This is a genomic window from Pseudomonadota bacterium (assembly GCA_030859565.1).
Classification (GTDB): domain Bacteria; phylum Pseudomonadota; class Gammaproteobacteria; order JACCXJ01; family JACCXJ01; genus USCg-Taylor.
On sequence record JALZJW010000034.1, the window covers coordinates 19,427 to 31,157 of the forward strand.

Annotated in this window: 11 protein-coding genes and 1 pseudogene; 10 read left to right on the forward strand and 2 right to left on the reverse strand. The window is 60.5% G+C overall.

Annotation, left to right across the window (positions count from 1 at the left end; translation table 11 throughout):
• Nucleotides 1-175 precede the first annotated feature (175 nt).
• From M3436_07130 to M3436_07175, 10 genes and pseudogenes are all read left to right on the forward strand, one after another.
• Nucleotides 176-733 carry a thioredoxin family protein gene (locus M3436_07130; GenBank protein ID MDQ3563908.1) on the forward strand — a complete coding sequence of 186 codons (558 nt, stop codon included), beginning with the start codon at nucleotides 176-178 and terminating at the stop codon, nucleotides 731-733.
• 188 nt (nucleotides 734-921) lie between these two features.
• Complete coding sequence (locus M3436_07135) at nucleotides 922-1,506, forward strand: hypothetical protein (protein MDQ3563909.1); 585 nt, start codon at nucleotides 922-924, stop codon at nucleotides 1,504-1,506.
• Between the two features lie 9 nt (nucleotides 1,507-1,515).
• Nucleotides 1,516-2,109 carry a hypothetical protein gene (locus M3436_07140; protein MDQ3563910.1) on the forward strand — a complete coding sequence of 198 codons (594 nt, stop codon included), beginning with the start codon at nucleotides 1,516-1,518 and terminating at the stop codon, nucleotides 2,107-2,109.
• Complete coding sequence (locus M3436_07145; GenBank protein MDQ3563911.1) at nucleotides 2,106-2,603, forward strand: hypothetical protein; 498 nt, start codon at nucleotides 2,106-2,108, stop codon at nucleotides 2,601-2,603. Before M3436_07140 ends, M3436_07145 begins: the two co-directional genes overlap by 4 nt.
• Nucleotides 2,604-2,610: 7 nt before the next feature.
• On the forward strand, nucleotides 2,611-3,513 hold the full coding sequence (locus M3436_07150; protein ID MDQ3563912.1) for a hypothetical protein: 903 nt from the start codon (nucleotides 2,611-2,613) through the stop codon (nucleotides 3,511-3,513).
• Between the two features lie 232 nt (nucleotides 3,514-3,745).
• Nucleotides 3,746-5,805: pseudogene (gene tkt, locus M3436_07155) on the forward strand (transketolase).
• 16 nt (nucleotides 5,806-5,821) lie between these two features.
• On the forward strand, nucleotides 5,822-6,832 hold the full coding sequence (gap, locus tag M3436_07160) for a type I glyceraldehyde-3-phosphate dehydrogenase (GenBank protein MDQ3563913.1): 1,011 nt from the start codon (nucleotides 5,822-5,824) through the stop codon (nucleotides 6,830-6,832).
• Nucleotides 6,833-6,847: 15 nt separating this feature from the next.
• Nucleotides 6,848-8,053: a phosphoglycerate kinase gene (locus M3436_07165; GenBank protein MDQ3563914.1), complete on the forward strand. Its 1,206-nt coding sequence runs from the start codon at nucleotides 6,848-6,850 to the stop codon at nucleotides 8,051-8,053.
• A 69-nt stretch (nucleotides 8,054-8,122) separates the two neighbouring features.
• Nucleotides 8,123-9,568, forward strand: a complete 1,446-nt coding sequence (gene pyk, locus M3436_07170) for a pyruvate kinase (GenBank protein MDQ3563915.1) — start codon at nucleotides 8,123-8,125, stop codon at nucleotides 9,566-9,568.
• A 75-nt stretch (nucleotides 9,569-9,643) separates the two neighbouring features.
• Nucleotides 9,644-10,666 carry a fructose-bisphosphate aldolase class I gene (locus M3436_07175; GenBank protein ID MDQ3563916.1) on the forward strand — a complete coding sequence of 341 codons (1,023 nt, stop codon included), beginning with the start codon at nucleotides 9,644-9,646 and terminating at the stop codon, nucleotides 10,664-10,666.
• Nucleotides 10,667-10,682: 16 nt separating this feature from the next.
• On the opposite strand, the gene M3436_07180 is transcribed toward M3436_07175, so the two are convergent.
• Both M3436_07180 and M3436_07185 read right to left on the reverse strand, forming a co-directional pair.
• A complete protein-coding gene (locus tag M3436_07180) occupies nucleotides 10,683-11,258 on the reverse strand; it encodes a cob(I)yrinic acid a,c-diamide adenosyltransferase (GenBank protein ID MDQ3563917.1) in 576 nt (191 codons plus the stop codon).
• A 343-nt stretch (nucleotides 11,259-11,601) separates the two neighbouring features.
• On the reverse strand, nucleotides 11,602-11,731 hold a 130-nt coding region (locus M3436_07185; GenBank protein ID MDQ3563918.1), incomplete at its 5' end, for an RES domain-containing protein.

Below are 11,731 nucleotides of genomic sequence, written 5' to 3' on the forward strand. Positions count from 1 at the left end.
TGGGAAAAGGGAATCAGTTTACTTTATAAATCGAGGATTAACAGCTAACATCCCCGCCTTCAAACGCGGGATTCCCTCGAGGAATGACGGTAATCATTTTGTTTACGCCGGCCGCGCGAACCAATGTCGCAAGGCAAGATTTATGACATATGTATACTTCGAGGCATAACGTAGCATGACACTCCTGAACACCCCGATCTGTGCATTCGATACGCCGGCCGTCGATTTTGCCCTGCTTGGAATCGACGGTAAGACCTGGACCTTGCAACAATGCAAGGGCGACAACGGCGCCTTAGTGATGTTTATTTGCAACCATTGTCCCTACGTTCAAGCCATCCAAGAGCGCATGGTACGCGATACCCGGGAGCTTTTGGACTACGGTATAAGAAGCGTGGCCGTCATGCCCAACGATCCCACCGATTATCCGGAAGACTCGTTTGCAAACATGACAAGAACGGCCAACCGCTTCGCGTATCCATTCCCGTATTTGATCGATGGTACGCAAGCGGTGGCCAAGGCTTACGGAGCGGTGTGCACCCCGGATTTCTTCGGTTATAACGCGGAGTTGCGTTTGCAGTATCGCGGCCGTCTCGATAATAGCAAACGTGAAGCCGCTGCACCGGGCGCTCGGCGCGAGCTGTTCGAGGCCATGGTCCAGATCGCTCGCTCCGGGCAGGGACCTCGGGATCAGATCGCGAGCATGGGTTGTTCGATAAAATGGTCCAAGGATTAGGGAAGCTCGGTAAAAGTGTCGCGAGCAAGCCCAGATGCGCGAAGCCGCAGAGCGAGTCGCGAGACATATCAGGTAGTTGGGCGGACGAAAGCCTGCGAAGCGGAGCGCCAGGGCAAGACTAACAGGATACGAATGCGGAAGGCCGCACCCGCTCGCATGAAATACAAGCTCGGAAAGAGAGACAGATCATGAACGTAACCCCTCTATCGCTGATCACCGCCAACCAGAGAAAGGTAAGGATGCGCCCTATCGAGCTTCCACTTCCCTCTGTTCACGGTCTGCGGATCGTCGAATCCGGATACATTACGGAGACACTCGCTATCTACAAGTCCGAGTATCTCGCTCTTCGCGAAGCAGCGTGGGACGGCCGTCAGATTACGGGTGCCTTTGAAGCGAGCCCCTACCCATTCACCAGGCCTGGCCACATCGACTACGTTACGGCCGCCATGGCCACGCTGTACCTGTCACAGCTCTCCTACGTGGCCGCCCGGCTCCTGATCGAGGAAGGTGCGTTCCCAGCCCGCCAGAAACTGAGTATGGCCTACTTTTTCGAGACGAGAGATGCCGGAGACCAGGTGATTACGAGGCTGGATGCGAGGTTCAGACAAAAGATCCCGGTCTCCGGTGCCTTGGTCGAAGTCCATGAGAGTCTCGACGCCCTCAGTCTCTCTCGCAGCCACGTATTCGTCCAGTTCCGCTTCAAGTTCGCTCAGTGCGCGTTTCGTGGCGACATCGTCGTCGCAATGCCTTTACCCGAACCAGTGAGAGAATAACCCGGACCTATGGCAAATACAGTTGGGCAGATCTCCAAGGAGGCAATGAACTTCCAGTACGCCGTCTTTATCGGCGTAGTGGTAAGTCTCAGCTTTAACTTCGATTCGGGCCCGCCATCGGGGGTTACGTTCTCCGTGCCTGATGGCCGAAGACTCGTGTACCTTCTATTCGTGGTCTATTACTTCCTGGACTGGTTGACCGCGAACGTGCGTGAATACAGAGAAATCACGTCCCTGGCAAATCTGAGTCTCCACCTCTTTTGGGTTGCGTTCCTCGGGATCGTCATCATCTTTCTGAATAGCGCTGGCGGTGCCAAGTTCTCGCTACTGGCCATCTACGCGATCATCACGGGCGCGCATGACATTTACGAGCAACGCGCTCAAGGCAATCTCAACTCGCCGCGGGAGGTCATCGCCCTCGTCTTGGGCGGCCTGCGTCTGCTGATTGCGATCCCCTTCATCATCCCTGCGCTTGCCTGGCTCTTCGGTCGCTCCGATGTACTGGCAGTCTGGGAAGCCCACCTGTGGCTGCCTGTGACCCTCTACTTGGGCCTGAAGTTCGCTAGGTACAAGCTCCTGGCGATTGAGGTCGCAACGCCATGAACAACTGGGCCTTCGCGGGCATCGTCGTCGGAACGCTTGTCGTCACCAACCTCTTCGGACTTCTTCGTAGGGGATCGACCACGTTCCGTATCTACTCTGCGGACCCGAAGAACCATCACCCCGTCGCGATTGCGATATCTCTCCTGGCGACGATTGTCGGGGGCGGGATGTTCCTTGGAGTTGGACAGATCGGTCACGAGGCAGGAGTTGTCGGTTTCATTATTGGGGCCGTCTACCTCGTCGGGATGAGCCTCTTCGGAGCATTTGCTGCGAAGATTGCCAAGGTCATGGACGAAACGGAAGCGGACACGATGCTGGAGGTGATCGAAAAACGCTTCTCGCGACGTATGGCGATTCAGTTCAGCGTCGTTTGCCTGGTGATGTACTTCTTCCTCCTCGGGGGACAGTTCGTCGCTCTGTACTCGTTCGCTGCACATGCGACGGCGAGCCTCGGAAGTCGATGGATTTCCCTGGACGCTAGTAGGACTGTGTAGCGTTTCGATGCTCACGTACCCTGTGATCGGGGGACTCCGCAAGGACATCTCGACAGACATCGTCCAAACCGTCATCATTGTCGCGGTTGCGGTGCTGATCGGTGTGCGCGTGTTCCAGCCCAGTGTAATCCAGGATACTTGGTCCAAACTACCGGTCTCACACCTCTCGGGAACTGGGTATGGAATCGTCTTCCTTCTTGGCTTGATATTGTTCCTTCCCGCGTCGTTCTTCGTACGCATGGACATGTGGCAGCGGATACGCGCGGCGAAGGATCCGGAACGAATCGGAAAGGCCTTCGCAGCAGCCGGTATCGGGGCCTTCTTGTTCTATGCCTTGTTCACATTTATGGGCATGGTGGCTCGTGCGCAAGGTCTTCCTTCATCCGCAACGGCTACCCTCGACCTGATCCAGGGGCAGTTCAGCAGCCCAATAGTTCTTGGTCTGATTGTGGGCGGACTGTTCGCTGCGGTGCTCAGTTCAGCTGACACCTTCATCAACAACCTTTCAATCTTCGGAGCCCGGCTTGCTTCGCCGAGCATCTGGGGGAAGTCGTTAGATGCCAAACAAGATCGTTGCCTCCTTAGGTCCTCTCGGGTCGTAGCAATAGTGAGTGTCCTCGCGGCCTCGGGGATCGCGCTGTGGGCCGGGGACTTCGTTGAACTACTTGTGGGGGCGTTCTCGCTGCTCCTGATTTACCTACCCGCCGTCTTGGGATCATTCGTGGAGTCGTGGAGGAACGAGAGGATCGCGTTCTGGACTTCGCTGATTGGAACCACGCTGTTCCTTGCCCTCTTCATCTTCTGGAACAAGAAACTCGCGTTTGCGCCGGCGGTTGTGGTAACGACCGCCTCATATGGTCTGACTCTCTGGGTCACCGCGCGTCGGCACCGTGCCGCCCAATCGCCTTAGCAACACTAAAATCTATGCAAACATTTTTGAAATTACGGGCACCTCTTCAAGGTGCCTGTCCCTCCAGGACAGGGACTGTCTTTTTCTCCCTCTCCCGCCGGGAGAGGGTTGGGGTGAGGGATCGACGAAAGTGTTTGATTTGATTCCCCTCATCCTAACCTTCTCCCTGAGGGAGAAGGGACTCCCGGACTTGTTGAAGTGGTTCTGTACGGCATTGGATATGTGAGAATCTATGCGAGCACCGACGAACCTCAAGCGAAACTACCGGCCGGGACGGAAAGAGTTTGCCAACGCCATCCGCGCCTTGGCGATGGACGCGGTCCAGAGAGCCAAGTCCGGGCACCCGGGCGCGCCGATGGGCATGGCCGATATCGCCGAAGTGCTATGGAACGGCCACCTGCGGCACAACCCGGCCAACCCGCGGTGGAGCAATCGCGACCGCTTTGTGATGTCGAACGGGCATGGCTCGACGCTCTTGTACGCCCTGCTGCACCTGAGCGGTTACGACGTCACGATTGAGGACCTAAAGCACTTTCGGCAACTGCATTCCCGCACACCCGGCCATCCCGAGTTTGGCCTCACCCCCGGCGTCGAGACCACCACGGGACCGCTCGGTCAGGGTCTCGCCAACGGGGTCGGGATGGCGCTCGCCGAGCGCGTGCTCAGCGCTCAGTTCAACCGCGAGGGATTCGAGATCGTCGATCATTACACCTACGTGGCGGTCGGCGATGGGTGTTTGATGGAGGGGATCTCCCACGAAGCCTGTTCGCTGGCCGGCGCCTTGGGCCTCGGCAAGCTCATCGTCCTCTACGATGACAATCAGGTCTCCATCGACGGCGACGTTCGCGGATGGTTCGCCGATGACACCCGCAAGCGCTTCGATTCCTATGGCTGGCAGGTGCTCGGTGCCGTCGACGGCCATGACGCCGGCGCCGTTGCGGAGGCCTTTGACGCGGCCCGCACTGTTACGGATAAACCGAGCCTCGTGATACTCACAACCACCATCGGTTACGGCGCGCCGCAAGCGGGAACCGCCGTCTGCCACGGCGTACCGTTGGGTCCGGAAGCGGTGGCCGCCGCCCGAACTAACCTGGAATGGCCGCACGCGGAATTCGTGATCCCGGTGGAGATCTACGCCGCGTGGGATGGCCGCGCGCGCGGCGCCGATCTCGAAGCCGAGTGGAACGCGCTTTTCGCCCGTTATCAACACGTCTATCCGGAGTTGGCGGATGAATTTGAAAGGCGTCTCGCACGCCGCTTGCCGGCTGATTGGGAACCACGGGCGCGGAGCTTCATTGCGGCGCTCGGCGCCAAGTCGGAACGCATAGCGACGCGCAAGGCATCACAAAACGCGCTTTGCGCTTACGGCCCGCTGCTCCCCGAGCTTCTCGGCGGGTCCGCCGACCTGACCGAATCCAACCTCACGCTTTGGAGGGGAGCGAACGGCCTGGGATCCAAGGTCATCACCCGGCAATCCTTCGACGGCAATTATGTCCACTACGGTGTGCGCGAATTCGCCATGTCGGCGATCATGAACGGGATCGCTCTGCACGGGGGTTTCATCCCCTACGGCGGAACCTTCCTGGTGTTTTCCGACTATGCGCGCAATGCCGTTCGCATGGCGGCGCTGATGAAGGCGCAGAGCATCTTCGTCTACACCCATGATTCGATCGGGCTCGGTGAAGACGGGCCAACGCACCAGGCGGTGGAGCACGCCACGAGCCTGCGGCTGATCCCCAACCTCCGCGTGTGGCGGCCTTGCGATCCGGTGGAGACCGCGGTCGCTTGGAAGCTAGCGCTGGAACATCGCCACGGTCCCACGGCGTTGCTCCTCACGCGCCAAGCCGTGATGCCGCAGCCGCGTAGCCCCGAGCAAATCGGCGCGATCGGGCGCGGCGCTTATGTCCTAAGCGACTGTCAAGACCGGCCCAGGTGATTTTATTGGCCACCGGATCGGAGGTTGAACTAGCCGTCCGCGCGGCCTCGGTGCTTAGCCGCGACGGGGTGCGGGTGCGCGTCGTGTCCATGCCGAGCACGCAGGTATTCGACGCTCAGGACCGCGGCTACCGCGAGGCCGTGCTGCCGCGCGAGGTCCGCACCCGGATCGCCATCGAGGCCGGGGCCACGCATTTCTGGTTTAAATATGTGGGCCTGGACGGCCGGGTTATCGGGCTCGATTCGTTTGGCGAATCGGCACCCTCGGAGGAGGTGCTGAGGCACTTCGGATTCAACGTCGAACATGTCATCGAAGAAGTGCGGCGGCTGCTCGCTTGCCCCGCAGTCTGGGCTTAATCAATTGGAGAGATAGATGGCAATAAAGGTTGGAATCAACGGCTACGGCCGTATCGGCCGTAATATTCTGCGCGCGCTCTATGAGTCGCGGCGGACTCACGAGATCCAAATCCTCGCGATCAACGATCTCGGTGATGTCGCGACCAACGCGCATTTAACCCGCTACGATAGCGTCCACGGGCGCTTTCCGGGCGAGATTGCGATCGCGGGCGACTCGATGGTGGTCGACGGCGATTCTATTTGCATTCTCGCCGAGCGCGATCCCGCCAAGCTCCCCTGGACCCGGCTCGGTGTCGATGTGGTCCTCGAATGCACCGGACTTTTTACCAGTAAAGTCAAGGCCGGCGCCCATCTCCAAGCAGGCGCCAAGAAGGTCATCATCTCGGCTCCCGGGACCGAGGTCGACGCCACGATCGTCTATGGCGTGAATCATCAGACCCTCAAAGCGAGCGACACGGTGATCTCCAATGCGTCTTGCACGACCAACTGCCTCGCGCCCTTGGTGAAGCCGCTGCATGAGCGCATCGGCATTCTGCGCGGCGTCATGACCACGATCCATTCCTTCACCAATGATCAGGTATTGATCGACGTCTACCATAGCGATCTGCGCCGGGCGCGGTCCGCGACGCAGTCCATGATCCCGACCAAGACCGGCGCGGCCGCGGCCGTCGGCTTGGTGCTTCCCGAATTGAACGGAAAACTGGACGGTTACGCCGTGCGCGTCCCCACGCTCAACGTATCGTTGGTGGACCTGAGCTTCGTCGCCGCCCGCGAGACCAGCAAGGAGGAGATCAATGCGGTATTGAGAGAGGCCGCCCAAGGCGAGCTCAAGGGACTTGTGGAGTATAACGACAAGCCGCTGGTCTCGGTCGATTTCAATCACAACCCCGCCTCGTCCATTTACGATGCCACCCAGACCCGTGTCATCGACGGCACACTGGTCAAAGTCTTGTCCTGGTACGATAACGAATGGGGCTTTTCCAACCGCATGCTGGACGCCACGATCGCCTTGATGAACGCCAAGTAAGGACCGAATCCGTCCATGATGTCGATGTCCGATCTGAGCCTTGCCGGGAAACGGGTGTTGATCCGGGAAGACTTCAACGTACCGATGCAAGCGGGCCGGATCCTCGATGACACTCGCGTGCGGGCCGCGTGCCCTACCATCGGCAAGGCCTTGTCGGCGGGCGCCCGGGTAATGCTCGTCTCGCATCTCGGCCGCCCGCAAGAAGGCCGGTACGACGCGGCGCTGAGCTTAGCGCCGGTCGCTACTCGCTTATCCGAGTTGCTGCATCGAGACATCGCGCTGGTTAAAGATTGGATCAGTGGCGTTAGCGTCGAACCCGGCCAAGCGGCTCTATGCGAAAACGTGCGCTTCGAGATCGGCGAGAAAAATAACGACGACGCCTTGGCCAGAAAAATAGCAGCGCTTTGCGATGTGTACGTGAATGATGCCTTTGCCACCGCCCATCGTGCCGAGGCGTCGACCCACGGGATCGCCAAGTATGCTCCCCAGGTCTGCGCCGGGCCGCTGCTCGAGGCCGAGATCAATGCCTTGAGCCAAGCCTTGAAACAACCGGCACGCCCCCTGATGGCGATTGTGGGCGGGTCGAAGATTTCGACCAAGCTTGCGCTACTCGAATCGCTGGTCGAGACCGTGGATCAGATCATTGTCGGCGGCGGGATCCTCAATACGTGCCTTCGCGCCGCAGGCCATGCCGTCGGTCAGTCCCTCGTTGAAGAACCCTTGGTCGAGGTGGCCTCGCGGCTTCTCGGACGGGCAGCCGCACGCGGCGCGGCTATCCCCTTGGCCGAGGACGTGGTCTGCGCCCGGAAGCTTTCGGAAACCGCGACGGCCACGGTAAAGAATATTTCCGACGTCGCAGCCGGCGATCTCATCCTGGATGTCGGTCCCCGCACCGCAGGAAGCTACACCGCGCTGCTTGGACAGGCTCGAACGATCGTCTGGAACGGCCCGCTCGGGGTGTTTGAATTTGACCAATTCGGCCAGGGGACACGGGCGGTCGCGATGGCGATAGCCGCGAGCCAAGCCTATTCCCTCGCCGGAGGCGGCGAGACGCTCGCGGCCATCGCGAAGTACGGTATCGGCGAGCGGCTGTCCTATATATCCACAGGCGGGGGGGCGTTCCTGGAGTTTCTCGAGGGAAAGACCCTACCTGCTGTCGCCATCCTGCAGGAGCGCGCCCGCTCCCATCCCGATTACGTGCATCCGAGCGAGGGTTATTGATGCCGCGTCCCGGGCGGCAATTTGATCAGGCATTCATCGATACAGGGAATTAGGCTCGCAACGCCCCGCATGCGCAGAACGAAAATCGTTGCCACCCTCGGCCCGGCGACCGACGATCCCAAGGTGCTCGATGGCCTCATCGCGGCCGGGGTGGACGTCATCCGGCAAAATTACTCATACGGTTCCCACGACAGCCATAAACGCCGAATCGACCAACTGCGTGCCTGCTCCCAAGCGCGCGGCACGCAGGTCGGCGCCATCGCCGATCTGCAAGGCCCGAAGATCCGCATCCAGCGATTCCGCGGCGGCCGTGTGGAACTGCGGGAAGGGGCTTCCTTCACGCTCGACACCGCCATCCCGCCCGCGGACGGAGATGAGCACCGCGTCGGAGTTACCTACGTGGATCTCCCGAAAGATGTCAAGCGCGGCGATACCTTGTTCATCGACGATGGCCGTATCGTGCTTGAAGTCAAGCGCGTCATAGGAACCAGCGTCGAATGCGTGGTGCGGGTGGGCGGCCCGCTGTCCGACAGCAAGGGTTTGAACCGGGCCGGCGGCGGGCTCTCGGCGGGCGCGCTGACTTCCAAGGACCGCGCTGATATCCGCCATGCCGTGGACATCGGCGCCGACTACATCGCCGTATCCTTTCCGTGCAGTGCCGCCGACATCGAGGAAGCCCGCCGTGTGATTGCCGAGAGCAACGGAAACTGCGGCGTCATCGCCAAGATCGAGCGCGCCGAAGCCTTACTGTGTATCGATGAGATCCTGCGGGCCTCGGACGGGATCATGATCGCGCGCGGCGATCTCGGCGTCGAGATCGGGGATGCGGCCCTCCCCCCGGTCCAAAAACGCTTGATCCTGCAAGCCCGTAACGCCAACCGCCTGGTCATCACGGCCACGCAGATGATGGAGTCGATGATCGCAAACCAGATCCCGACCCGGGCCGAAGTCTTCGACGTCGCCAATGCCGTGTTGGATGGCACCGATGCCGTCATGCTCTCCGCCGAAACCAGCGTGGGCAAGTACCCGCGCAAAGCCGTCGAGGCGATGGATAGGATCTGCTTGGAGACGGAAACCCAGTGGGGCCTCCGGGGGGCCGACTACCGCATCGATTCGGCTTTCGACCGCATCGATGAAGCGATCGCCATGTCCACGGTTTACGCGGCCAACCATATCGGCGCGAAGGCCATTCTCGCGCTCACCGAGACCGGCGCCACCGGCATATGGATGTCGCGCGTGCTCACCGGGATCCCGATCTTCGCCTTCACCCGTCGTCCCGAGACACTCAGGCGGGTGACGCTTTACCGGGGCGTCTACCCGATCGATTTCGACGTCACGCACACCGATTTCCTGCGCGTCAACCGTGAAATGATCGACATCCTGCTCGAGCGCGGCGCGGTACACGAAGAAGATATCGTAGTCATTACCAAAGGTGATTTGCGCGGTAAACAAGGGGGAACCAACGGCATGAAGATCGTTCGCGTAGGGGAGCTGGCCGCGGAATCGGCGTTATGAATAATCAATGCGGTTTCCACGCGACCCGCGCGAACTACGTTAGACTATCGTTACCACGAACCAGAGGAACACGCCATGTCCGATCTGCGGCCAACGGCCGAAGCATTAGTCGCTCCCGGCAAGGGAATTCTCGCCATTGACGAAAGCTTCCCGAGCATCAAAAAGCGTTTCGACTCCATCCATGTGGTCTCCACGGAAGAAACTCGGCGCGCGTACCGGGATCTGCTAATTACCACGCAAGGGATCGGTGAGTACGTGAGCGGCATGATCCTCTTCGATGAGACCTTTCGGCAATCAACCGCCGCTGGGATCCCCTTCGCTAAAGCGCTCCCCGATGCCGGTGTAATCACGGGCATCAAAGTCGACCAAGGCGCGAAAGACATGCCCTTCCTGGCGGGAGAAAAGATCACCGAAGGTCTCGATGGTCTGCGCGAGCGCTTGATCGAGTACCGGAACCTCGGCGCCCGCTTCGCCAAGTGGCGGGCGGTGATCACCATAGGCGACGGGATCCCGACCCGCGGTTGCCTCAACGCCAACGCCAGCGCCTTGGCGCGCTACGCCGCGCTCTGCCAAGAACAAGGGCTCGTGCCCATCGTCGAGCCCGAGGTCCTGATGGATGGGGACAACACCATCGAGCGCTGCTATGAAGTGACCGAAGCGACCTTACGGCGGCTATTCCAGAACCTCTACGAGCAACGCGTGGTCTTGGAGCATCTCATCCTCAAGACCAATATGGTCATCGCGGGGAAGCAGTGCCCGCAGCAAAATAGCGTCGAGGAGGTTGCAGAGATGACGGTGCGCTGCCTACATCATTCCGTTCCGGCGGCGGTCGCCGGCATCGTGTTCCTCTCCGGAGGCCAGAAGGCCGAGCCCGCCACCGCGAATCTCAACGCGATGAACGCGATGTCCAGAAAACACCCCTGGCCGCTCAGCTTCTCGTACGGCCGCGCCCTCCAGGATCCGGCCTTGAAGATTTGGGGCGGAAAACCGGACAATGTCCCCGCGGCACAGAAGGCGCTCTTCCACCGCGCCAAGTGCAACGGCTTCGCGACGCTGGGGAAATACACACCCGCGATGGAGCAGCAACTCGCGGCTTAAACGAGGGCCTACGCCGTCACCAGGCGCGCGACCAGCGATTGCCCTTGTGTTTCTCGTCGCGCAACGAGGCGTCGAGGCCGGCGCGCGCTTCGATCAGCCGGCCGAACAACCACAAGAGGTCGGAGAGGCGGTTCAAATAGGCCAAGACGTCCGGATCGATGTGCTCGCCGGAGCCCACCAGCCGGACCAGATCGCGTTCCGCCCGGCGGCACACGGTGCGCGCCACGTCGAAGGCCGAAGCCGCCGGATGCTCGCCGGGGAGCGACCAATCGGAGAGTACGCCTTCGATGGCCTCGATGCGGTGAACGTGCCCGGTGAGGGTCTCGACCATCTCGGCGCTGACGGGCGGAGGTTTCTTTCTGTTCCCGGCCGGAGTGGCCACCGCCGCGCCGAGCGCGAAAAGCTCGCGCTGGATCGCCTTGACAAGCTCGCAAACCTCGGCGTCGCCGCAAATCGAGCGCGCGAATCCCATCACCGAATTCAGCTCGTCGATGCTCCCGTAGGCTTCCACGCGCAAGTCGCCCTTCGAGACACGATTACCGCCCACGAGACTCGTTTGCCCGCCGTCACCGCGTTTCGTCGCGATACTCATGCGCTGTGCTCCTGGGACGACAAGCGCATGAGCCGCATGAGCCCTTGCGAATTGCCAATGCTTCGAATCGGTAGCCTCATCTCACAATCTCGTATCGGGTCAACCGCGATTTTACGATGTTATAACACGCCACATGGCTTGTCACCCACTCTCTTGGTAGCTGCTTGCCACCCCCACTACGGGCCCTCTTCAAGGTTTCCTATGGCGCGGCGCCGGGACCGCAGACTGCGTAAGAAATCGTAGTAGATGTAGGGTGCGTTAGGCGCCGCTTTTTGCGCCGTAACGCACCGATTCGACGCGCGAGGCATAGTGCTCGGGGGCGTTTTTTTGCCCGCCGGAATGCTCAGGGCGATGGCGGGTGAAGCCGCGTGTCCAGCGCGAAGTCTTCCTGCGTTTGCTGCAAGTAAAGGCCCTTCGCAACATCGCGATCGAAGAGCAGATTCCAACTGTGTGTCGACACCGCGCTCGGAATA

Coding starts and splice junctions, on each gene's coding strand:
- M3436_07130 (MDQ3563908.1), top strand. CDS start 176: ATGACACTCCTGAACACCCCGATCTGTGCATTCGATACGCCGGCCGTC.
- pyk (MDQ3563915.1), top strand. CDS start 8,123: ATGCGCAGAACGAAAATCGTTGCCACCCTCGGCCCGGCGACCGACGAT.
- M3436_07150 (MDQ3563912.1), top strand. CDS start 2,611: ATGCTCACGTACCCTGTGATCGGGGGACTCCGCAAGGACATCTCGACA.
- M3436_07135 (MDQ3563909.1), top strand. CDS start 922: ATGAACGTAACCCCTCTATCGCTGATCACCGCCAACCAGAGAAAGGTA.
- M3436_07180 (MDQ3563917.1), bottom strand. CDS start 11,258: ATGAGTATCGCGACGAAACGCGGTGACGGCGGGCAAACGAGTCTCGTG.
- M3436_07175 (MDQ3563916.1), top strand. CDS start 9,644: ATGTCCGATCTGCGGCCAACGGCCGAAGCATTAGTCGCTCCCGGCAAG.
- M3436_07145 (MDQ3563911.1), top strand. CDS start 2,106: ATGAACAACTGGGCCTTCGCGGGCATCGTCGTCGGAACGCTTGTCGTC.
- gap (MDQ3563913.1), top strand. CDS start 5,822: ATGGCAATAAAGGTTGGAATCAACGGCTACGGCCGTATCGGCCGTAAT.
- M3436_07165 (MDQ3563914.1), top strand. CDS start 6,848: ATGATGTCGATGTCCGATCTGAGCCTTGCCGGGAAACGGGTGTTGATC.
- M3436_07140 (MDQ3563910.1), top strand. CDS start 1,516: ATGGCAAATACAGTTGGGCAGATCTCCAAGGAGGCAATGAACTTCCAG.